We start from the raw sequence: 21,317 nt of genomic DNA, 5'->3' as shown, positions 1-21,317 counted from the left end.
TCGTCATGGGAAGACGACTTTTTGAACAACCTCTATAAAGGCGCTGTAAAACGGAACAGATAGGCCTCTTCATATTCGTATTGAATACGGTCCCGCACGCTTTGGAAGAACCGCTCATTTTCGGACAGCGGAATGAATGTTTTCGGCGTCAGTCGGGTGATGCCCGCTGTGAACCCTTCCCCGAGGAAAGCCCCGGTAATATCGTCGAGCGAGTGGAGATTCATCGGAAGCTTGCCGCCGCTGTCGATTTTCTCGCGCATTTGGGGCAGGCTCGGGTTGTTGCTGTAATCGCTGTAGCTTGCGTAATATACGCCTCCGGGTTTGAGCACCGCTTTGATTTTTTGGGCATGCTCCTGCAGATCGGAGATCAGATAGATAACCGCAGTGCTTATGGCCAGGTCAAAGCGCTGCCCCCATTGCTCCGGGGACGCCGTTGCTACATACGTGAGCGGCAAGTCCCCCTTCCGCTCATTGGCAACCCGGATCGATTCGATGCCCAAATCGGTTCCGACACCTTCTTTGAACGGATGGCGGGCGTATAGAAACCGCAGGAATCCGCCTTGATTGCACCCAAAATCCAGAACGGAGAGATCACCCATCCCGTCCTTTTCCACCATGCGGTCCAGCACTTTCTCCCAAAAAGGGGCGTGACTATCCTCCATTTGCTGTTCGCTCTCCGCCGGCGCATGCCACCACCGGTCATACAACACTTCCTCTTTCATATAGCCGACTCCTTTCAAATATGGTTATCCAAATTATTAATAGTAATTATTACGTTTAAGAAACGTACCAACATATTTCCATGATGTCAATTCAAATTAACTACGGGTCATTTCACAGTCTTTTAAAAGCAAAAAAAACAGCCCTCTTTAATGAGTAGCCAGAACATAACTTCACGTACAAATCGATCCGATTGAATAAAGCTTTTCAATTCCTCCCTTAGTGCGCTGTTTTCTAAGCGTGATGTCAGCAAAATAGGCGAAGAGATTGGGCCTGTCCTCCCACCCCAAAAACTTATAATTTCCATAATATTAAAAAAGGTTTCGGATCTACACAGAAGAGCAGATCTGAAACCTGTTGTTAAAGCGATTGATGCGGTCGAGAGGACTCGAACCTCCACGGGGGGTTAGCCCACACGGACCTGAACCGTGCGCGTCTGCCAATTCCGCCACGACCGCATATTTCGTCGATGCATTGTTTTGCAGCAACGAAATATATAATACCATGTATTTTGAAGCAAATCAACAACCAAAAACCTCCCCTTGATTAAAACCGCTCCATTAGGGTATGATAAGAACATAAGTTCGCATGCAAAGGCGGTGTTTCCCCATGGCTGTTCCCGGCCTCAAAGAGGATGAGCTCGCGTTAATCAAAAGCGCGCTGCTGCTTGGATTTTTACAGAAGGTATTTCAGCGGGACGCCCGAATCCTCGAGCAAAGCGGGGTGCTGAAAAGCCCCGAAGTCTACGCCGATTTCATCCGCGGCGGAGAACGGCGGGTGGCGCTCGTATTGGCAGAGATTCACGGCAAGTTCCGCGAGCGCAACATCGAAATATACCGGATCAGCCAGGACGAAAACGGCATCCAGGCGGAGTACCGCTGCCGCGGCTTCCATGGCAAGATGCGCATTCTGTGGGCCGGCTTGCAGCGCGAGGTGTCCTCGCGGATGCGTGCGTATCTGGGCGGCAGCGGCGGCGCGGCGGCCAAAGGAGAGCCTTCCTCCGCAGCCTACCTCCAGAACGCGGGCGATGGCAATTTCCCGGCAAGCGCAGCAAAAAAGGGACCCTCCAAGGTGTGATCCATCACCTGAAGGGTCCCTTTCTCCGTTACTGCACAGGCGGCGAGGACAAAGCCTGCTGCACGCGGGTTACGCCCTGCGATAGCGCGTTTCCGGCCAAAGCCGCGGAAGCTACGGCGACCGTTTCCAAAATTTCCGCATCGGTCGCTCCCTTAGACTTCGCCTCCTCGGCATGGTAAAACGTACAGATTTCGTTATTCGTGGACAAAGCGATGCCGAGGGCGATCAGTTGCTTCGTTTTGGCGTCCAGCTTACCGTCCGCAAGGCTTGCTCCGGTAAACGCGTGATAAGCTTCCGTGATGCCCGGCAGCGAATCGCCGTAACGGCCGATCTCGTCCTTGTACGCTTTGATTTTCTCGCTCACGAGCGGCATGGGCTTAAGCATCCTTTCCTGTAGAGGATAGTCAATCGTATCATTTATACGATGTCCCGCCAGGCAAAAAATATGCTATACCTCCGGCGTAACCCGCGGCTCCCGCGAAGGCTGGTAAATATAATTCCGGTCCAGCTTGACCACATTGCGGTTGGGCCTGCGAATAAGCACATGCGTATCATCCCAGGCCACCACAATCCCCCGGACGTCGTTGGCTTCGATTGCATCGCGAATCACCCGAACTTTTTCGCCGGATAGACGGTATGCGTTTAATTCTTCATCCGTGATCATCGAAAAACACCCACCTCCAGCTCCTATTATACAATATATCCAGCCACGCAGAAAAAGACCCCGCCGGCCGAAAGCCAGTCGGAGTCTTCAGTACTCCAGAACCTTATGGAAAATCAATATGACTTAAGCTTGCCGCTTACCGTGAAGCATGCTCCTTGGTGTCATTTGTCTCAAACCAAAAATCAAGCACCTTGGCCGACATGACCCTTTGTTCCAAATACCCTACCTGCTGCGGACTGAACTGCTCCTTCCAAGGCACATCGAGCTCTTGGCACAGCCCGGTTATCGTCAACAATTGCGACCATGCTACATAGCGTTTGTACCAGAAAAACTGAGGATGTTCTAGCATATAGGGATAAAGGTCATCAAACTCTGTATGTTTGCAATCCAAGGCACGTTCAAAGGTAACCTTCGCTTCGGACAATTTCGAAAGGAAAAACTCCGCGTCTACTGCCAATTCTTTCCCCATTTTTTAAGCCTCCTCTCCCTAGTAATCCTCATTATAGCGAAAAAAAGGGGGCCTGCAAAGGATTGCTTGCAAAATTGTTTCTTTTTCCGAGCCTGCTTTGTCCTTTTTCGCACTTAGTCCGCAAACGTGATTCGCCCGTCATCCAGCGATGCGATGCGGACCAACGACTCCAAACGGATCCCTTGATCGCGAATCGCCTTGGCTCCCGGCTGGAAACATTTTTCAACGACGATGCCCGCTCCGACCAGCTCCGCTCCGGCGCGGCTGATGATTTTGATCAACCCCCGGGCCGCGTCGCCGTTGGCGATGATGTCATCGATGAACAAAACCCGGTCATTCTCGCTAATAAACTCACGCGACACAAGAATGTCCGTGACGATGCCTTTCGTAAACGAAGGCACCCGCTCGCACAGCATGTCCGGCTCGGCCAGCAGCGTTTTTTTGCGGCGCGCAAACAGCAGCGGCACCCCCAGCTCGTAGGCCGTCGCGAACGCCACGGCGATGCCCGACGATTCCACCGTCACGACCCGCGTAACCCCGGCATCCCCAAACCGTTTCGTAAACTCCCTGCCCATTTCCATCGTTAATTTCGGGTCCACCTGATGGTTCAGCAGACCGTCCAGTTTCAGCACCTGGTCCGAAACAATCACGCCTTGCTCCGCAATCTTTTGCTTTAACAGCTCCATCTTTTTTCCTCCAAATAATTATTATCTTAAGTGAATGTTCAAAAAGTCAGGTTTTCAGCACCGAAGCGTATGCTTCCGAAGTGCGTTTTTTCAAAACGCTTTAGGTCGGATGAAGCTAGGGACTTCAGGAGCGGAGCGTACGTTTTGGGTACGTGGCATAAGCTTGCCCCGGCTGAATTCAAGATTCGATGCCGAATACGCTCCATGTTCTTGCTTCGTGATAAGAAAAACTTCTATCGACGCACCTTCCAGGAAGCCAGACCGCGTTTATCGGTAGTTTTTCTTGCGATATAAGGAAGCTAATACTTGGACGTCTATTCTTCCTTATATCTTCAAAAGCTGACTTTTTGAACTACCTCTCTATGGGTTTGAGTCATGTCCCGTTCTTGGACAACATACCTTGTACTATATATAGCACATGAACCGGGGGGAAAACCATGAAAAATAGCGTGAAAGTTTTACAAATCGCTTTCACATATATCGGTACCGTCGTTGGCGCCGGTTTTGCGACGGGACAGGAAATTCTCCAGTTTTTCACCCGGTACGGAAAATGGGGTATACTCACGATTCTGCTGTCCACGCTGCTGTTCGTTTGGCTCGGCACCAAAATGATGCTGCTCGCCCGCGAAATCAAGGCCGCCTCATACGAGGATTTGAACCGCAAGCTGTTTGGGGAGCGCGCCGGCCGTGCGCTCAGCCTGTTTACTCTGATCGTCTTGATCGGCGTCAACAGCGTCATGCTGGCGGGAGCCGGCTCGGTGTTCATGGAGCATCTGGACCTGCATTATCAGACAGGACTCTGGATCACCCTGATTTTTACCTTTTTGCTGCTCGGGCGGGGGATAAAAGGCGTTATGCAGCTTAATTCCATCGTCGTACCATTGATGCTGATCCTTTCGCTGGTGATCATTTTCAATACGGCGGGCTCGCCGGGGGCGATGCGCTTTCTGACGCTGGAAACCGATACCCCTCTCCTGGCCGCCTGGGTGTCACCGCTGATGTACTCCGCCTTCAATCTTTCGATGGCCCAGGCGGTGCTCGTGCCGATCGGCAGCCACACCGAAAGCCGAAAGGTGATTGTCATGGGCGGGGTTATTGGCGGCGCAGGCGTCGGCTTCATGCTGATGGCCGGCCATTTTGCGCTCTCCGCCAATATGCCGGGGATCGTGCAGTATGAGATTCCAATGGGCAGCATTGCCCAGCAGCTTGGGACAACCGTCCAGCTCATTTATGTGCTGCTGATTTTTATGGAAATCTTCAGCACGTTCGTAGCCGACGTATACGGCGTCACTCTGCAGCTAAAGCAGCACATTCATGTACCGCCGATGCTGATCTCGGTTACGGTATTGGTGATCTGCTACGTCACCAGCCAGTTCGGCTTCAGCTCCCTGCTTTCAGTGCTTTACCCGATATTCGGCCTGTTCAGCCTGTTTTGGGCCTTTATGCTGGGAGCCTATAAGAATAAAGGAAAAACCGGAAACTAACAGGCTGCTCGGGAGCCGTAAGAAAGACATCAATCGGCGGACCTTCAAAGAAGACAGGCCGCATAAGCCAATCCTAACGGACCACAGTGCCGTTATTGCGGCGAAATCACCCCTTTTCCAAATGTAACGGACACCACAGACCTTATTCAGCATTTTGGGGTGCGTCTGCGGCCATTTCCGAGCAAATAAAGGCTCTCCTGTCCGTTAAAAATAATAACGGCGTTTTTTCAAGCAAATAAGGTCTGTGGTGTCCGTTAGCCTACATGCACCGGATCAGCCGTCGCCGTCGCCGTCACCAACATTTGCGTTATTTAGAAACAAACCGCCCCCCGATTACATTTCAACGATATGTGCCGCCGGGAGCACCGCTTTAACCCGGCCCACAACGTGTTCGTGGCAGGTCATCATGATAATTTGCTGGTGTTCCGCAACCGTCCGCAGCACCGATAACGCCCCTTCCAGACGGGAAACATCGAAATTGACGAACAAATCGTCGAGCAGCAGCGGCAGCCTCCCTTGGCCTCCCGCCACCGCTTCGGACAAAGCCAGCCGCATCGACAGATACAGCTGCTCCGCCGTACCCCGGCTTAAATGAGCACTGTCGATCGGGCCATGGTCAGCATGCTCGGCCATCAGCTCCTGGCTGCCCATTTTCATCACAATCCGCCGGTACGTTCCGCCGGTCATCTGGGCAAAATACCGCGATGCCGCCTGCAGCACGGCCGGCTGACGCTCCTCCTCGTAAATGCGCCGCACGCGGAAAATCAGTTCGCGGCATACAGCCATCACCGCATATTTATCGGCGTATTCCTCCAGCGCCGCCTGCTGTTCCGCCAGCTGCTGCGCCAGATCCTCCTGCCGGCAGCGCGCCTCCAGGCTTTCCTGCTCCTGCAGCAGACGGCCCCGCCGTTCCTGCAGCTTGCGCCAGCGGGCTTCCGCGGCTTCGCCTGCCGCACGCGCTTCTTCATGCCGCCGCTTCAATTCCGCTTCGTCCACGCGCTCCAGCAGCCGTTCCAAATCGTTTCGCTTGTCTTCGTCCAAACCGGCAAACAGCACCAGCTCGCGCTGCCGTAGTTCCCTTTCCAGCGCTTCCCGCCGCTCGGTTGCGGTTCCGATGCGGAGAAATTCCTCTCCGCTTGCGGCTCGTCCTTCCACGAGCAAGTGCTGCTCCGTTTGAACTACCTGCTGCAGGCGATCTTCCAAGCGCAGCCCTTCCTCGTCCAGCGGCCCCAGCTTGGCGGCCAGCCGATCGTACCCGGCTTTTAGCTCCAGCTCGCGTTCCAGCTCCGCCAGGGCATCCTCCAAAAGCCTGACTGCGGCACCGGCACCGGGCTCTGCCGTTTCTGATGCCATTTCGTCATTAGCGCCGCCCGTGCCGGCATCCGAACCAGGCACCACAGCGAAGGAAACCGGAATTCCGTCGTTTATGCCGCCGTCCACCGCCTGTTTCTCGCCCGGACCGTTCGCCGCTTGCTTACCGAGCCTGTCGTCGCCCTGCAAAGCCAGGCATTCCCGCTCAAACCGCTCGTTTTCCGCCCGCAGCCCGGCAATTTTATCCTCAAGCCCGTCGATCCGGCTCAGCCATTCCCGTCCCTGACCGGCCAGATGAAACACATCCATCGCCGCCTCCGGCGACAGGTCGGCGGAAAGCCGCCGCTCCTCCAGCCAGCGCTCCCATTCGGCAGCGAGCTTGGCAAAATCCGCCTCCCGCCGGGAAAGCTCCCGCTCCACGCTCTGCAGTTCATCTTTCGCGGCCGCAGCGTGGCTGCGCGAAGCCGCGGCTTCCGCTTCGAGCCCATCATGGCGCTGATCCCACAGCTGCCACTCTTCCATCAGCCGCCGCAGCTGCCGCTCCTCCTCGTCCCAGGCTTCCGTGCGAAGCGAAGCCGCAAAGCTGCTTCCCGCCGCGGCGGCCGCCGTCAACGGATGCCGGACGAGCCGGGACAGCAGCGCCGCGAGGCGCGTCTCCATTTCGCCGGCTTCCCCGGCTCCGGCGGCTCCGGCAGGCCGGCGTGACGCCGAAGCGGAGCGCCGCCCTGACGCCCCCGCCAGCTTGCCGCGGAAAGCGCCGATGGCGAGGTAAACATCGAGACCCAGCAGCAATACGCCCGTAAAGGCGGCGCTCCAAAGCGACCCCGCGGCCAGCCACAGCACGACAGGGAGGGCTAGCGTCAACACGCAAGCGCCGGCAAGCAGCTTCCGGTAAAGCGAGCGCAGCCGCGCCTCGGTCAACGCTTCCGCGTCGGCGGCCCGGTTTGCCGCGAGCCGGGAGGCTGCGTTGTCCCGCCAGCGGTCCAGCTCGCCGCGGAGCTCGCCCCACAAGGCGCGGACTTCGCCGCGCTCCTGCGGGAGCAGCATCGCGAACTGCCTGCGCCCGGCCGCCGCGCTGTCCTCGAGCCGCGCCGCCGCGGCCGCGCGGGCCGTCTCCGCGCTCGCCGCCGCCCGCTCCAGCTTGGAGCGCTCGCTTTGCAGCAGCTCCATCTCCTTGTCGTAGGCGGCGAAGCGCGCACTGAACCGGCGAACCTGTTCCCGTTCGCCGACCGTCCCGGCAAAGGCGCGCAGGTCTTCGGCGCGCCAAGCCGGGTGGATGCTGCGCAGGCACTCCGCCAGCCGGGCCCGAACCAGGGCGGCTTCGCCCGCCAGTTCGGCCAGCTCGCGCCGCCGCGCCTCGTAGGCCGGCAAGCGGGCGGCCAACTGCCGCAGCAGCGGCTCCCGCGTCAGCACCGCCGCGCGCGGCTGCAGCGCGGCCAGCTCCGCCCGCAGCGCTTCCCGCCGCCGGGCCCAGTCGCTGCGCTCCAGCTCCAGGCGGTCCCGCTCCGCCTGGAGCGCCTGCCAGCGCGCCAGCCCTTGCTCCGGGAAGCGCGCCGCCGCCGGCAGCGCAGCCAGCTCGGCGCGGATCGCTTCGCGCTGCAGCCAGTCGCCGCGGCTTGCCGCCGCCTTGTGCAGGCGGGCGGTTTCCCGCGCGAGCTCGGCACGCTCCGCTTCGCTGGCCGTCAGCTCCCCGGCCAGCTCCTCCAGCTCCTCGAGCACCTCGTTGTAGCGCGGGAGCAACGCTTTGGCCGCCTCCGCTTCGCGCTCCAGCCGTTCGACCGCCTGCACCAGCTGCGCGATCTCCTGGTTGCGGCCGCGCGGGCGGTACAGCTTGTCCATGTCCTGGGCCAGCTTTTTCTCCCCGCGCAGTACCGCCGCGCCCCCGCCGATGCCGGCGTGGAACAAAAAGCGGCTCAGCTCCTCGGACTGCAAAGCGCCTACCTCCTGCAGCTCCGTGAGCGAGACGGCAAACAGCTGCTTGTACATCGCCTTGGACAAGCCGCCCAGCAGCTCGCGCTGCATCTGTTCCTGCGTCATCTCCTGCAGCCGGCCGGCCGCATCGCTGCGCGTAATCCGCAGCCGGTCACCGCGCGTGCCCGGCAGGTTTCTGCCTTCCGGCGGCTGGGCATAACGCTCGATGACCCAGCGTGAGCCATCGCCTGCGGCGATCGTCAGCGCTCCGCCGTGCACGCCGCCGCGCACCGGCTCAAACCGCTCGGCGGCAAACGTCCGCGACGGGATGCCGAACAGCATCGCGCGCACGAAGCCGAGCAGCGTGCTTTTTCCCGCTTCGTTCGGGCCGTATAAAACCGTGACCGGGCCCAGCAGTTCCACATCCAGGCCATGCAAATGTCCGAACCCGCTCACCTGCAATTTTTCCAGCCTCATGATACTCCCCTCCCGCCAGCCGTTCCTTCTTCCGCCAGCAGCGCCCAGGCGAGCTCCTCCGCCCGCCGCAGCAAGGCCAGGCGCTCCTCGGGTTCCAGCTCCTTCAATAACCGCCGCAGCGTCCGGTTTTCCGTCAGCGGCGCCAGCGCGGCGCCGGCGATGTCCTCAAGCACCCCCGGCTCCCGCCCGGCCCGCTCGCCAAGCCGGAGCAGCTCGCCGAGGAAGCTGTCCTCTTCCAGCAGCCCCAGGCGATCCATTTCCAGCGACGTCTCCACTTTAAAGCCGGCCGGCCAAACGACGCCGCCCAAGGGCGCCCGCACCGCTAAATCGTCCGCCGCATCCGTTGCCGTAACACCATGGTTCCTTGCCGCACCGCTTAACGTTTTGCCCGGAGCACTCTCCGTTACAACGCTAGCCATCCTGCCGGATGCATCCTTCGCTGAACCGCCCGTTGCAGCAAACGGCGCATTCTCCGGCGCGATGCCCAAGCCTTCTTCCTCCAGCAACCGGTTTTCCCGGCGCCGCAGCTCCTGCAGCAGCTCCGCGGCCTCCTGCCCGGACTGCAGCAGCGTATGGAGCGGGCCGCGCCCGGTGAAGGTCAGCCGGACAATGCTGATCCGGCCCGGCTCGGCTTCCCGCACCTCCTCCAGCGCTTCCTCCACCCGGTCCTTCCACGCCTCCTCGCTTGCCAAACCGTCGATCGGCACCGTAATTTCCCGCCACAACACCTGGTCCAGCCTGTGAAACGCCAGGCTAGCCTGTCCGTTCTCATGCACATCGACGATGTAGCATCCTTTGGGGCCGGTTTCCTTCAAGCTGCGCCCCTGGATGTTGCCGGAATAAACAACCCAAGGTTTTTCACTAAGGATCTGCCGTTTGTGAATATGGCCAAGCGCCCAATAATCGTAGCCCGCTTCCTTTAACTCGCGAAGCGAACACGGGGCGTAAGCGTCATGCCCCTCTTGGCCGTCCACATTCGCGTGCAGCAGGGCAATGTGGTAGAGCAGCGAGTTCGCCTCAGTCTCATCGCGGCGAAAGCGCAGCGCCAGGTTTTCCGTCACCGCCGGCGTTATGTAGGAGATGCCGCTGACGACCGCGACCGGCTCACCGTCGCTGCGCCGGACGGCGACCCGGCTTTCCGCCTGCGCGCCGAACTCCGTCACATGCGGCGGCAATTCCAGGCGCAAGCGGCGGCTGCCGAGCGGATCGTGGTTGCCGCGGATGAGATATACCGGAATGCCGTGCCGCTCCAGCTTGTCCCAGCCTTCCCGCAGCCGCAGCTGCGCGCGCAGCGACGAATCGGCGGCATCGTAAATGTCGCCGGCGAGAACGATGAAATCGACCGCTTCCGCAATCGCCAGCCGGATCAGGCGGTCAAAGGCGGCAAAGGTCGAGCCCCGCAAATATGCACGCAGCCGATCCGGCACGCCGGACATCCCGGAAAACGGGGTGTCCAGATGCAGATCGGCGGCGTGGAGAAAACGAAATGATTTCATGATACCAGCTCCATCATTTGAATTGCAGATACAGTTTTTTCAGTTCATGCACAACCCGGTTCAGCGAATAATGCGCTTTGGCCTTCTCCGAGCCGCTTCGCGCCAACTGGTAGCGGTAGTCCGGATCCACGATCACTTTCTCCAGCGCCTCGGCCAGCGCCAGAGCGTCCTCAGGCGGCACGAGCAGGCCGTTTGTTCCGTCCTCGATCTGCTCGGCGACTCCGCCGACCGCCGTGCCGACGAGCGCCAGGCTGCAGAGGGCGGCTTCGGCAAACACGGAGCCAAACGCCTCGGCCCGCGAGGGCAGGACGAAAATGTCGAAAAACGGCATAAACTCCTCCGGATGCAGCGTGTACCCGTAAAAAATCGTTTCATTGTAAATGCCCAGCCGCTGGGCAAGCTGCTCCAGCTCCTGGCGGATTGGGCCGTCGCCGATAATATGCAGCACGTAATTGTGCCCGCGCTTTTTGAGCTCGGCGCATGCGTTCAGCAGGACGTCGAGCCCTTTGGCCGGAACGAGGCGGCAGACCGTCACCAGTTGGGCCACTTCGTTTTCATGCGGCACCGGTTTAAATCTTTTTTCGTCAAAACCGTTAGGAATGACGCCGATCGCCCCGGGCTTCTCCACATAGGAACCCAAATATTCGGCAAAAGAACGCGATACCGTTAACAGCCGATCCGTCCGGTGCTCAAGCTCCCTATACAGCGAGGTGAGGAAGCGGTGCTCCGGACCGTCCGCGCGAATCCGCCCGTTTAAAATCAGCTCCCGCTCGTAACTCGAGTGAATGCTTTGGATGACGGGGGTATCCGGGAAAACCTCCTTCATGGCCAGCCCGGCAATCGGGTGGTGGGCATGGATCAAGTCGTACGGCTGTTTAATCCGCAGCTTGGTCCACCATAAGTAAGCACGGTACGTTTGCACATATTTTTGCACGATCGGGCTGTCCCCGAACTTCTCCCAATCAAAGGTGGAAAATTGTACGGGATCGCTCCCTTTGGAGCGGATGCGTTTCGGCAGCGAAAATAATTCCATTTCCCAATGGGGAAGATTAAACCGGTCTTGCAGGTACGGGATCATCGACGATACGCCCCCCGGCTGTTCCGGAGGAAAAAATAAAGCCTGCAACAGTCTCATAGGGTTCTCCTTTGCGCGTCGTTCTTGTTTTGCGGATGACCGCTTCTTTTTCCATTATGCCATAGGCAGGAAGGAACATCCATTCCCCTTTTGAGATTGAAAAGCAATATGATACACTGCTGAAGTAGTGTGTACCGGTTTTTTTTGGAGGAAAGGAGCAGTAAAAATATGACTATGCCTACCCTGCCAGCCGCATTTCGGGAGTCGGCGCTGGCGATGCTCGGCCAGGACGAAGGGGCGCGGTTTCTCGCCAGCTATGCCCGCCCGCGCGTGTACGGGCTGCGGTTGAATACGCTGAAAGCCAGGCCGCACGGCGCGGCGGCGGCGCGGCTCGCGGAGCTGTTCACGCTGCGCCCCGTTCCGTGGTGCGGTACGGGTTTTTATTACGAGGAGCATACCCGGCCGGGAAAACATCCCTATCATGCCGCCGGACTATACTATATTCAGGAGCCCTCGGCGATGTCGGCCGTGGAGCTGCTCGATCCCCAGCCGGGCGAAACAGTGCTGGATCTGGCCGCGGCTCCCGGCGGAAAAACGACGCAAATTGCCGCCAAAATGGGTGGACAAGGCTTGCTCGTCAGCAACGAAATCCATCCGCAGCGCGCCCGCATTTTGGCGGAAAATGTGGAACGGCTTGGCATCCGGAACGCCGTGGTGACGCAGGCCGCGCCTGCGGAGTTGTCCGCGCGTTTTCCGCTCGCCTTTGACCGGATCATGCTGGACGCCCCCTGCTCGGGCGAAGGCATGTTCCGCAAAGACCCGGAGGCCGTGGCTGAATGGTCCCCGGAGGCGGTGGAGCTTTGCGCGGCGAGGCAGTGGGATATTTTGCAGGACGCGGTGGCGATGCTAAAGCCTGGCGGACGGCTCGCTTATTCCACCTGCACGTTTAACCGCCGCGAAAACGAGGATACGATCGCCCGCCTGCTGGAGGCGTATCCGTTCCTGCGGCTGATCGCCGAGAAGCGGATCTGGCCGCACCGCGAGCAAGGCGAGGGCCACTACGTCGCCCTGCTCGAGCGGGACGCCGGGGCGGAGGGCGGCGTGGCGGCTCACTGGGCGGAGGGCGACAGCTCTCGCGACAGCTCTCGCGGCGGCGAGGCCGCGGCAGGCGGCAGCGGCGGCGGCGGGTTCGGCGATGGCGGAACAGACGGCGGCGAGCCCGCAGCAGACGGCGGGGAGCCAGCGGCAGACGGCAGCGGCGCCAGGTTCGGCAGCGCTCCTGGCGATGGCGGGCCAGGCGGCGGCCGTCACGGCGCTGGCAGGCACGGACGCGGCGGCTTTCTCGCCGCAGGCATGCAAAGCGCTGCCCCGGGCGGCGGCCGGCCCGCCCTCAGGCGCGGCGCGGACGCTCCCGGCACCGGTGCCGCGCTCGGCGAGGCCGGCGGCCGTGACGCGCTGCGCAGCGCCGGCAAGGGCAGCGCCGCCGCCAAAGGCGGGCGCGGGGAGCGCCCCGGCCGCAGCCGCCGCGAGTCCCGTGCCGGCCACGCCGGCCGGGAGACCGCCGCGGCCTGGGACGCCTTCCGCGCCTGGGCGGCGGACGAGCTGCCCGCCTCAGGCGCCTTCGCGTCCGGGAGCGGCACGCCGCTCCTGTTCGGCGAAGCGCTGTACCTGCTGCCTGCCAGCAGCAGCCTGCCGCTTTCGCCGGACCACCTGACCGGCCTGAAGGTGCCGCGCGCCGGGTTGCACCTCGGCGACGTCCGTAAAGGCCGGTTCCAGCCCGCCCACGCGCTCGCGATGGCGCTCGGCGCCTCCGAAGCCGCGCGTGTCTGGACGCTCGGCGAAGACTCGCCCGCCGCGGCCGCTTACCTGCGCGGCGAAACGCTCGAGGTGCCCGCCGATCTGCGCGGCTGGCACCTCGTCACCATCGCCTGCGGGGGCGCCAGCTTCCCGCTCGGCTGGGGCAAAGCCAGCGGTGGCCAGCTCAAAAACCACCTGCCCAAAGGCTTGCGGCAGCACTATTAAACAGAGCAGCCCAACATCCGAAGTCCGACACGGCAACATTCCCGAAAGGGGATTTTGCCGTGTTTTTACCTCTCCTAAGCTTGCCGACCGCCCCCCTCCCCCCTGATTGGAAAAACTCCAATAGATTGCCGGATATCGAACACCATTTGCAGCCCTCATTGGAAAAAATCCAATAGATTTCGCTCACATCACCCGTTTTGCACCCTACTGAACCCGATCTATTGGAAAATATCCAATCAAGCTACTGTATTTACCACTAATTTTCCAATTCTATTGGATATTCTCCAGTCAGCGCTTCCGGATCAATCCCCCCGGGTTGCTCAGACCCTGTGCTTGTTGACAATACGCTTTTTCCATGAAATAATACCCCTATCTAATTAGATAATTATAAAATCAGGGGAGATAAACATGCAGCTTGACCGCCTCGTTCATTTCCATAAAGCCGTCGGGGACGTCACCCGCATCCGGATCATCGCGCTGCTTCAAAGCGGGCCGCTTCACGGCCAGGCGCTCGCCGGAAAATTGGGCGTTACGCCGCCGACGATTACCCATCACATCACAAAGCTCCGGGAAGCCGATTTGATTTATGAGCGCCGGGACAAAAATACGATTTATTTTTATCTGAACGAAAAAAGCTTAGCCCAGCAGGCCCAGGCCATTCTGAATGTCGGCAAAACGCTGCCCGCAGCGGCCGACGGCAAACACGATGAAGCGCAGCGGAAAGCGTCCGTCGAAAGCAGCTTCTTCAACAAGGACGGCACGTTAAAGCATCTGCCTGCGCAGCGCAAGAAAAAGCTGATTGTGCTCGAACGCCTCATCAAAGGTTTGGAGCCTCACCGCAAATATACGGAGAAGGAGATCAACGAGTACATCCGGAAGTTTCACGACGATTTTGCGACCATCCGCCGCGAGTTTATCATGAACCACTATATGTACCGGGAAAACGGCATCTATGAGCTGAACCCTCCGGAAATGTGGGGAAAAAGCTAAAACCGCCGAGCGGCGCAAATTACCGGAAGCTGGCCGGACCGCAGGCATGAAAAGCTTGGCGGCTATAGTCTATCTCACAATAACGATTTTTTGGCCGGTAATGCGGTAGCGGACGTAACTTAGGACCCCTGGCCGCATGGCCTTTTTTTTGCTCAACAAATTAGATGAATGTCAAATTAGATTGTTACCTTATTTCCTCTTGCGAAGGAGTCTGATATAAAAATGAAGCACAAGCATATGCTGCATGAAGAAAAGCAATACGCGCGGCTGTTCACCGCCGGAATCGTGAACGGCATCGGAGACCGCTTCAGCCAGGTGGCCGTTCTCGGACTATTGCTGTCGCTGACCGGATCGGGTTTGGCCGTCGGCATTACTTTTGCCATTCGCCTGATTCCCTATCTGCTGTTCGGGCCGCTGGGAGGGATGCTCGCCGACCGCTTTTCCAAAAAATCGATCATGATCTTTACGGATATCGCCCGTTTCTTCTTTGCCCTGACCCCATTGCTGGTCCGGCATGCGGACGATGTATGGATCATTTACGTCAGCTCGTTTGTTCTGTCGGCCGGCGAGGCGCTATATGCTCCCGCTCGAATGTCCGTTATTCCCCGCTTGGTCCGCCGGGAGAACCTCCTGGCCGTCAACAGCTTGGAGCAGGCGATGGTCGGTTACGTGCTGATCGGCGGCTCCGTGACCGGCGGGTTCGTTTCCGCCTTGATCGGCGGTCAAGCGTCGTTTGTACTGAACGCTCTGACTTTTCTCGCTTCGGCTTTGCTTTTGTCCGGACTGGATCTCTCCCGGGAGCCCAGACGGTCTACGGAGGCACGCGGCTCGGATGCGTCGTCCGGGCTTTCGGGCGGGACGTTCACAGAGGCAAGCGCAGAGCCCTCGCCGTCCATCCCCGAGCCCCAAAGCCCCCACCCGGGAGCACTTCGCCAGCTGCTGTCCCGTTCGTTGTATTTGCGGCTGATGATCATCGTGTTTGCCATTTGGCCGCTCGGCGACGGGACGATTAACATTTTGATCAGCGTTTACGCGGCGGAAGTGTTTCATATGGGAGAGATCGGCATCGGCTTGCTGTACGGCGCTTTGGGGATCGGTCTTGTGGCGGGCTCGAAAATCACCGGCAAAATCGGCCGGCGCATGGAAACGGTGGCGATATACGCCCTGCTGCTGGAAGGGGTATCCCATATGCTGATCAGCCAAAGCCCCGTTTTTGTGCTCGCTCTGATCCTGATGGTCGGCTCGGCCATGGTGTCCAGCATCGGCAACGCCTGCAATGAAACGGTTTTGATGAAGACGGTTCCCGTCGGCTGGCAAGGTCGCTTCTTCGGCACGCTGGCCGCGCTGCAAAATGCGATCATGGGGGTATCCATGTTGTTGGCCGGGTTTCTTCTGGACTTCGCGGCTCCCAGGTCCCTTGGGCTTGCTGCCGGAATTTTATTTACGTTGTTGGGAGCCGGAACAGGAATCGTCTGGGCCGTGTCCCCATCCCGGCAGGCTCGTATGCCCATAAAATCGGAAATTGAACCGTAGTCATTGAGCTTGATGAAGCAAACCTTGAAACGTCCCGAGTCACTTTGAATATAGCGGAACTTTACCGTGAACTAGAACACTCTGTATGGGATAATATGGTAGAAGCACTTATAAAAACTAAGAGGAGGCAGATCATTTGCCGAAGTTTACGATTCGCAAAATGGAGCGGCCTTACGATTTTTCGCAGGTAGCGCCGCTGCTGAATTTCATTTGGTCCGAGCCAACGACGGCTGAACTGTTGAAGGAAGAAGAGGACAAAATCCCCCCGGGGAAGCTGCATTACAACGAGGAAGGCGAGCTTATGGGCTGGGATCGCCCAAAATGGGTGGCTGAAAACGAAGACGGGCTCATCATCGGTTATGCGCATGCGTGGCGGGCCCCTTGGTCGGACCCGGGGACTTTGATCCATACCGTTGTCGTGCATCCGGAAAAACGCGGGAACGGAGTTGGCCGGGCTTTGTACGATGCGCTTTTGCGGTGGTCCGTTGAAGTCAAGGCCTCCCGCCTGATCAGCTTCATTCAGGAGAACGATCAGGAAGGAATTGCTTTTGCGAACCGGCGCGACTACACCAAGGAACGGCATACCTTTGAATCCGTCCTGGACCTGAAGGCGTTTAACAACGATAAGCTGTTCGAATCGATCAAGGCTGCTGAGCAAACCGGGATCCGTTTTGTTACTCTGGCGGAGGAGCCGGGAGAAGCAAGCGAGAGAAAACTGTATGAGCTGTATAAGGACACGCATCCGGACATTCCCGGATTCTCCGGCGACTTTCCCTGGTTTGAGGAATGGAAAAAATGGAGCATCGAGCAGCCCGGCGTACGCCCGGAGTGGATCCATATCGCCCAGGACGGCGATCGTATCGTGGGAGTCGTTACGCTGCAGCAGAACGAACAGACGCAGGCGATGTATCACGAGTATACCGGCGTGCTTCGGGAATACCGCGGACGCCGGATTGCACTTGCCCTCAAGATGCTTGGCATCCAAACGGCACGCGCCTGCGGGGTTCCCTATTTAAAAACGCACAACGACTCCATGAACGGCCCAATGCTGCACATTAATCGCGACCTGATCGGTTTCCGGGCGGAGCCGGGAAATTACAAGATGGTGTGCGAGCTACAGTAAGAGCTCAGAGCTTGGCCTGCATTTTTGAAGCTACTATGTCGCGGCTAGTAGAATGATCCGGAAATAATATGGCTTATCTGAGGACAGGGGCCATGGATCACTTTGTTTTATATTAGTCTTGTGCTCAGTATTGCCCCCATAAAATAGAGGAACTTTTGGGTCTTATTTTCCGAATTTGAGCCTATTTATCACCATAGGGGAACTTTTGGGTCTTATTTTCGATGAACAGGTCGAAAATACTGCCTTTCGCCACTAGATTGTGAAAATAGCGCCATAAAATTCCTCTACTTCACGCAACATAGGGGACATCGGCTGAAATAGCGCCCTTTTTTTCCTTTATGTTGTCACCCGGGGTTTTCAATAGACTATTTTGCCATTTTCTCAAGTCTTCACTTGCCATCATGCTAACGTTATTTCCAGAATCGTCTACTAGTCGCTATTCGCCCATTTCCCGGGTAATTCCCAAGCAATATTTTTCCAGTGCCAGTTTAACGCCCTCTTCGTTGTTGGAAGCCGTTACGGCATCGGCAGCGGCTTTGACCTCCTGCGGGGAATTGTCCATGGCCACGCCAAGCCCGGCAAAAGTGAGCATCGTTAAATCGTTATAATAATTGCCGATGGCCATGACGTTTTCCGCCGGAATGCCCCGCTTTTCCGCCAGCTTTTGCAGCGCAGCGCCTTTAGAAGCATCCTTATGCATCAAATCGATGAAAAAATCGCCGCTGCGCAGCATGTTTAACTCCTGCGGCCATTCGCTCCATTCCGCAAACACGCGGTCGAGCTGCTCTATTTCCCCCGAAACGGTTAATTTGACGATCGGCTCGCGCAGCTCGGCCCAAGCCGGAAGATCCTGCGGCACCACAAAAAATTTGCTGTAGATATCCAGCACTTCCTGGCTCAAGCGGGATGCTCCTTCCACGTATACGGTAAACGTCGTATTGATGTCGAAATGCACTTTATGCTTGCGGCAATACTCCATATATGGCTCCAGCACTTGCCGGTCAAGCGCAAACTCATGGACGGCCTCCTCCGTCCGCACGTCGACCGTGACCGCGCCGTTATGTGTAATGACATACCCCTCCAGGCCGATCCGGTGCATAAAAGGGAGCGAACTGATCGGAGCCCGTCCGGTGCACAACACGAATTCCGCGCCTTGATCCGCAATGGCCCGAATCGTTTCCAACGTGCCCGGCGTCAATTCGTGGTCATCGTTCAGCAAAGTTCCGTCTACATCCAAAGCGATTAGTTTGTATTTCATATTTAAATTGTCTCTCCTTTCAACCTCTCAACCCTCCCAAACCCTCCCTTACCGTAAGGGAGGGCCCCAAGGGCCTGCTGCCCTTTGGATACCCGCAAACTGGACTAACGTGGGAGCTGCAGAGGCGCTCCTGCGGCTGTTCCCTGCGGGAATGCGCCTGGCTGCGTGCGTGGAACGCTTTTCCCCCTTCGGGTACGTCTTACTTGGGGCGCTCCCGGGTTACCTGGAAACACGCTGCAGGCACTGCTGCTTTCGCACGCACCCGGGTAACTATGGGGAAGGCAGCCGCTTGTCGCCCTTCGGGCACGCTCTGCTTTTGGCGCTCCTGCGGGGGGTGGGGATTGCTGTGTAGGCTGTTTATTCTGCAACGTTCGTGTCTGGGAGCCGCTCTCCCTTCGGGATTCGCTCTACTTGAGCGCAAAGCTCTGGCTTGTTTGTGCTACTTGGGGCGCGCTGCCCAGTTCTTTCGTGCTTGGAGCCGCTCTCCCTTCGGGATTCGCTCTACTTCGGCGCAAAGCGTTAGCTACTTTTGTTTACTTTTTATATGCTTTTAAAGCGGCCAACTCAGCTTCGGTCAGCTCGCGGAAGGCGCCCATGGGGAGCGATTCGTCGAGGGCGAGCGGGCCCATGGAAATGCGCTTTAAGTAAGTGACTTTGGAGCCGACGGCTTCGAACATTCGCTTCACTTGGTGGAACTTGCCTTCGGAAATGGTGAGCCGTATCCGCGAAGTTCGGGTGCCGTCGGCGAGTGTGTTTCGCTCAAGGACGTCGAGCTCGGCGGGCAGGGTGACGTAGCCGTCGTCGAGTTCGACGCCTTGTTTGAAGCGCTGGGCTTCTTCGTCCCCGACGTGGCCGTCGACGATGGCCTCGTAGGTTTTGGGGACGTGCTTGCGCGGGGACAGCAGGTCATGGGCCAACTGGCCGTCGTTGGTGAGCAGCAGCAGGCCTTCGGTGTCTTTGTCCAAACGGCCGACGGGAAACGGGTCGAAGGCGCGAAGCTCGTCCGGCAGCAAGTCGAGCACGGTTTTTTGCCGGAGGTCCTCGGTGGCGGAAATAACGCCGGGCGGCTTATGCAGCATTAGATAAACGAATTCCCGGTATACAATTCGTTCTCCGTCCAGCTCGATGACGTCCCCGTAGGGGTCGCATTGCGCGCCGCTATCTTTGACGACCGCGCCGTTTCGGGTCACCCGGCCTTGCTTCACGAGCTTTTTGATTTCGGCTCGCGAGCCGAATCCGAGATGTCCCAGGATTTTGTCGAGTCTTTGCGTTTTTTTGCCCTGGCTCATTCGTTATGTCCACCTCCAGCCGGCCGGATACTCGTTTTTGAGCAGGCCGTTTTGCCATTTGCCCCAACCGAGGGAATAACCGTCCACCGTGACGAGCACATAACCTTTCGGGTCAACCCCATCAGGGGTATGAACTCGCGAGGCTTCGATTTCCAGCGTTTCCCCTTTCAAATAACGGACGGCCTCCCCGTCGTCGACGGACAAATCAAGCGTTCTAACTGCCTCAGCAGGTGCCAGCGCCGTAGCCAGCGGATGCCCTGGCGTAAACCTGCCGTTTTTGACCGTGCCGACATACCAGCCCGGGCGTACAACCTTTAGCCCGTCCAGCTGTTCTTTGGCGACCGGCGAAAGGTATACGTTCCCGCCAAACGTCAGCGGCGTCCCGGGCAGCTCGGCCCGCAAATGCTCCGCGGCAAAAGCGCGCCAGATGTCCAGCATCTCCCGTTCGCCTGAGCCTTTTTTGTCCGTACCGGACGCCTGCCGGGAACGCAACGAAGGGCGAGCCGCCGCTCTGTCGCGAAACCTTCCATCACGCTCCGAAGCTATGAGCTCAGGTCCCGCCGAATAGGCCGGCAAGCCGGCTTGTTCGCTTTTTTGCTCCAATACCGCGACAAAATGCCCTTCGCCTTCCACTTGATGGGGCCACAATCTGCCGCAGCCGGCGGTTTGCTTTTTGATTTCTTCAGGGACCGAAGCCATAACGCCCCCGTCTTTGCCGTCTAGCCAATCCAGCCATTCCGGCCGTCCCGGGGAAATGCCGGTGTTCCGCGGCACGGGCACAACCTCGAAGTCCGGGTTCCCCAGCAAAAATTCCGCGATCATCGCCTCGTTCTCTTCCGGCGCAAACGTGCAGGTGGAGTAAACGATCCTGCCGCCGGGCGCCAGCATTGCCGCCGCCGTTTTCAGAATATCCCGCTGCATGACCGTACATTTCTCGATTGAATGCCGTTCCCACTGCCGGGCCATGTCCTCGTCCTTACGAAACATGCCTTCGCCCGAACACGGAGCATCGATCAAGATTTTGTCAAAATAATGCGGAAAAGTCCGGGCGATTCGCTCCGGTGATTCGTTCAGCACCACCGCATTCCGCACCCCGTAAAGCTCGATGTTTTTGGCCAAGGCCTTCGTCCGCTCCGCATGGATATCGTTGGTGACGAGCGCGCCCGTGCCGTTCAGACGGGCCGCGATTTGTGTTGACTTGCCGCCCGGAGCCGCGCATAAATCGAGCACCCGGTCCCCTTCTGATACGTTCAGCAGTTCCGCCGGCGCCATCGCGCTCGGCTCCTGTATGTAATACATCCCGGCATGGTAGTAAGGGTGCTTGCCGGGCTTAACCTGTTCATCCACATAAAAACCCGCCTCGCACCACGGAATCGGACGAAGCGCAAACGGCGACAGCTTCAAGAACGAGTCCGGGCCGATTTTTAGCGTATTGACGCGGATTCCCGCATGCCTGGGATCGTCATAGGAGGACAGGAACGCCTCAAACTCATCCCCAAGCAGCTCCCGCATTCTATCCAGAAAAACGCTCGGTAGTTGCACCGTCATTTTCGTACCATCCATTCTTTAGAACTCTTGATGAAAAACAACGCTATTGTACCACAGGTTTCTTATTTCCGGGAAACACCCGTTCATCCATAACCGAGGCGCGAACCATATAAAACTCAGCTACAGATGACTATACTCTGACGATTAGCTGTAAATCATACAACGGAAAAATCCAATAGATTTC

General features: G+C 58.3%; 17 protein-coding genes, 1 tRNA gene and 1 pseudogene. 7 read left to right on the top strand and 12 right to left on the bottom strand.

Going from position 1 to position 21,317, the window contains the following annotated elements:
- Positions 1–32: 32 nt before the first annotated feature.
- Together ACLD72_RS00390 and ACLD72_RS00385 are read right to left on the bottom strand one after the other, a co-directional pair.
- Positions 33–722, bottom strand: a complete 690-nt coding sequence (locus ACLD72_RS00390; RefSeq protein WP_410995215.1) for a class I SAM-dependent methyltransferase — start codon at positions 720–722, stop codon at positions 33–35.
- A gap of 371 nt (positions 723–1,093) precedes the next feature.
- Positions 1,094–1,178: transfer RNA gene (locus ACLD72_RS00385), tRNA-Leu, on the bottom strand.
- 151 nt (positions 1,179–1,329) lie between these two features.
- On the opposite strand from ACLD72_RS00385, the gene ACLD72_RS00380 reads away from it, so the two are divergent.
- On the top strand, positions 1,330–1,797 hold the full coding sequence (locus ACLD72_RS00380) for a hypothetical protein (RefSeq protein ID WP_410995216.1): 468 nt from the start codon (positions 1,330–1,332) through the stop codon (positions 1,795–1,797).
- 28 nt (positions 1,798–1,825) lie between these two features.
- Here ACLD72_RS00380 and ACLD72_RS00375 read toward each other — a convergent pair whose 3' ends face one another.
- The 4 genes from ACLD72_RS00375 to ACLD72_RS00360 all read right to left on the bottom strand — a co-directional run bounded on the left by ACLD72_RS00375 (position 1,826) and on the right by ACLD72_RS00360 (position 3,616).
- Positions 1,826–2,170 (bottom strand): carboxymuconolactone decarboxylase family protein, encoded by a 345-nt coding sequence (locus tag ACLD72_RS00375; protein ID WP_251590015.1) that lies wholly within the window; start codon positions 2,168–2,170, stop codon positions 1,826–1,828.
- A 75-nt stretch (positions 2,171–2,245) separates the two neighbouring features.
- Positions 2,246–2,461: a hypothetical protein gene (locus tag ACLD72_RS00370; protein ID WP_036624225.1), complete on the bottom strand. Its 216-nt coding sequence runs from the start codon at positions 2,459–2,461 to the stop codon at positions 2,246–2,248.
- A 136-nt stretch (positions 2,462–2,597) separates the two neighbouring features.
- A complete protein-coding gene (locus tag ACLD72_RS00365; protein WP_128632630.1) occupies positions 2,598–2,930 on the bottom strand; it encodes a hypothetical protein in 333 nt (110 codons plus the stop codon).
- A 113-nt stretch (positions 2,931–3,043) separates the two neighbouring features.
- Positions 3,044–3,616, bottom strand: a complete 573-nt coding sequence (locus ACLD72_RS00360) for a xanthine phosphoribosyltransferase (RefSeq protein WP_410995217.1) — start codon at positions 3,614–3,616, stop codon at positions 3,044–3,046.
- Positions 3,617–4,053: 437 nt separating this feature from the next.
- Between ACLD72_RS00360 and ACLD72_RS00355 the strand changes: the two genes are divergently transcribed.
- The gene (locus ACLD72_RS00355; RefSeq protein WP_410995218.1) at positions 4,054–5,100 is read left to right on the top strand and encodes a hypothetical protein; all 1,047 of its coding nucleotides are present in this window, start codon (positions 4,054–4,056) and stop codon (positions 5,098–5,100) included.
- A 333-nt stretch (positions 5,101–5,433) separates the two neighbouring features.
- Here the strand turns inward: ACLD72_RS00355 and ACLD72_RS00350 are convergent, their stop codons facing one another.
- The 3 genes from ACLD72_RS00350 to ACLD72_RS00340 are packed head-to-tail and all read right to left on the bottom strand — an operon-like array spanning position 5,434 to position 11,430.
- Complete coding sequence (locus ACLD72_RS00350) at positions 5,434–8,799, bottom strand: AAA family ATPase (protein ID WP_410995219.1); 3,366 nt, start codon at positions 8,797–8,799, stop codon at positions 5,434–5,436.
- Positions 8,796–10,295: a metallophosphoesterase family protein gene (locus ACLD72_RS00345; RefSeq protein WP_410995221.1), complete on the bottom strand. Its 1,500-nt coding sequence runs from the start codon at positions 10,293–10,295 to the stop codon at positions 8,796–8,798. Before ACLD72_RS00345 ends, ACLD72_RS00350 begins: the two co-directional genes overlap by 4 nt.
- Before the next feature lie 13 nt (positions 10,296–10,308).
- On the bottom strand, positions 10,309–11,430 hold the full coding sequence (locus tag ACLD72_RS00340) for a glycosyltransferase family 4 protein (protein WP_410995223.1): 1,122 nt from the start codon (positions 11,428–11,430) through the stop codon (positions 10,309–10,311).
- A gap of 168 nt (positions 11,431–11,598) precedes the next feature.
- Between ACLD72_RS00340 and ACLD72_RS00335 the strand changes: the two are divergent.
- The 5 genes and pseudogenes from ACLD72_RS00335 to ACLD72_RS00315 form a co-directional block, all read left to right on the top strand.
- Positions 11,599–12,552: pseudogene (locus ACLD72_RS00335) on the top strand (RsmB/NOP family class I SAM-dependent RNA methyltransferase); the annotation flags it as partial.
- Between the two features lie 171 nt (positions 12,553–12,723).
- Entirely contained in the window at positions 12,724–13,392 is a 669-nt protein-coding gene (locus ACLD72_RS00330; RefSeq protein ID WP_410995294.1) for an RsmF rRNA methyltransferase first C-terminal domain-containing protein, read from the top strand.
- Positions 13,393–13,800: 408 nt separating this feature from the next.
- The gene (locus tag ACLD72_RS00325) at positions 13,801–14,382 is read left to right on the top strand and encodes a metalloregulator ArsR/SmtB family transcription factor (RefSeq protein ID WP_410995224.1); all 582 of its coding nucleotides are present in this window, start codon (positions 13,801–13,803) and stop codon (positions 14,380–14,382) included.
- 222 nt (positions 14,383–14,604) lie between these two features.
- Positions 14,605–15,915, top strand: a complete 1,311-nt coding sequence (locus ACLD72_RS00320; RefSeq protein ID WP_458475441.1) for an MFS transporter — start codon at positions 14,605–14,607, stop codon at positions 15,913–15,915.
- Between the two features lie 136 nt (positions 15,916–16,051).
- Complete coding sequence (locus ACLD72_RS00315) at positions 16,052–17,038, top strand: GNAT family N-acetyltransferase (RefSeq protein ID WP_410995225.1); 987 nt, start codon at positions 16,052–16,054, stop codon at positions 17,036–17,038.
- A gap of 436 nt (positions 17,039–17,474) precedes the next feature.
- Here ACLD72_RS00315 and ACLD72_RS00310 read toward each other — a convergent pair whose 3' ends face one another.
- The 3 genes from ACLD72_RS00310 to ACLD72_RS00300 form a co-directional block, all read right to left on the bottom strand.
- Positions 17,475–18,296, bottom strand: a complete 822-nt coding sequence (locus ACLD72_RS00310; protein ID WP_410995226.1) for a Cof-type HAD-IIB family hydrolase — start codon at positions 18,294–18,296, stop codon at positions 17,475–17,477.
- A gap of 533 nt (positions 18,297–18,829) precedes the next feature.
- Positions 18,830–19,585 (bottom strand): pseudouridine synthase, encoded by a 756-nt coding sequence (locus ACLD72_RS00305; RefSeq protein WP_410995228.1) that lies wholly within the window; start codon positions 19,583–19,585, stop codon positions 18,830–18,832.
- A gap of 3 nt (positions 19,586–19,588) precedes the next feature.
- Positions 19,589–21,133 (bottom strand): RsmB/NOP family class I SAM-dependent RNA methyltransferase, encoded by a 1,545-nt coding sequence (locus tag ACLD72_RS00300; RefSeq protein ID WP_410995297.1) that lies wholly within the window; start codon positions 21,131–21,133, stop codon positions 19,589–19,591.
- Between the last annotated feature and the right edge of the window lie 184 nt (positions 21,134–21,317).

This window comes from Paenibacillus lacisediminis (assembly GCF_046567315.2).
This window is presented reverse-complemented; position numbering and strand designations above follow the sequence as displayed.

What these genes read in the sequence shown, in the direction of transcription:
- ACLD72_RS00390 (WP_410995215.1), bottom strand. Translation starts at nt 722, where the DNA reads ATGAAAGAGGAAGTGTTGTATGACCGGTGGTGGCATGCGCCGGCGGAG.
- ACLD72_RS00380 (WP_410995216.1), top strand. Translation starts at nt 1,330, where the DNA reads ATGGCTGTTCCCGGCCTCAAAGAGGATGAGCTCGCGTTAATCAAAAGC.
- ACLD72_RS00375 (WP_251590015.1), bottom strand. Translation starts at nt 2,170, where the DNA reads ATGCCGCTCGTGAGCGAGAAAATCAAAGCGTACAAGGACGAGATCGGC.
- ACLD72_RS00370 (WP_036624225.1), bottom strand. Translation starts at nt 2,461, where the DNA reads ATGATCACGGATGAAGAATTAAACGCATACCGTCTATCCGGCGAAAAA.
- ACLD72_RS00365 (WP_128632630.1), bottom strand. Translation starts at nt 2,930, where the DNA reads ATGGGGAAAGAATTGGCAGTAGACGCGGAGTTTTTCCTTTCGAAATTG.
- ACLD72_RS00360 (WP_410995217.1), bottom strand. Translation starts at nt 3,616, where the DNA reads ATGGAGCTGTTAAAGCAAAAGATTGCGGAGCAAGGCGTGATTGTTTCG.
- ACLD72_RS00355 (WP_410995218.1), top strand. Translation starts at nt 4,054, where the DNA reads ATGAAAAATAGCGTGAAAGTTTTACAAATCGCTTTCACATATATCGGT.
- ACLD72_RS00350 (WP_410995219.1), bottom strand. Translation starts at nt 8,799, where the DNA reads ATGAGGCTGGAAAAATTGCAGGTGAGCGGGTTCGGACATTTGCATGGC.
- ACLD72_RS00345 (WP_410995221.1), bottom strand. Translation starts at nt 10,295, where the DNA reads ATGAAATCATTTCGTTTTCTCCACGCCGCCGATCTGCATCTGGACACC.
- ACLD72_RS00340 (WP_410995223.1), bottom strand. Translation starts at nt 11,430, where the DNA reads ATGAGACTGTTGCAGGCTTTATTTTTTCCTCCGGAACAGCCGGGGGGC.
- ACLD72_RS00330 (WP_410995294.1), top strand. Translation starts at nt 12,724, where the DNA reads ATGCAAAGCGCTGCCCCGGGCGGCGGCCGGCCCGCCCTCAGGCGCGGC.
- ACLD72_RS00325 (WP_410995224.1), top strand. Translation starts at nt 13,801, where the DNA reads ATGCAGCTTGACCGCCTCGTTCATTTCCATAAAGCCGTCGGGGACGTC.
- ACLD72_RS00320 (WP_458475441.1), top strand. Translation starts at nt 14,605, where the DNA reads ATGAAGCACAAGCATATGCTGCATGAAGAAAAGCAATACGCGCGGCTG.
- ACLD72_RS00310 (WP_410995226.1), bottom strand. Translation starts at nt 18,296, where the DNA reads ATGAAATACAAACTAATCGCTTTGGATGTAGACGGAACTTTGCTGAAC.
- ACLD72_RS00305 (WP_410995228.1), bottom strand. Translation starts at nt 19,585, where the DNA reads ATGAGCCAGGGCAAAAAAACGCAAAGACTCGACAAAATCCTGGGACAT.
- ACLD72_RS00300 (WP_410995297.1), bottom strand. Translation starts at nt 21,133, where the DNA reads ATGACGGTGCAACTACCGAGCGTTTTTCTGGATAGAATGCGGGAGCTG.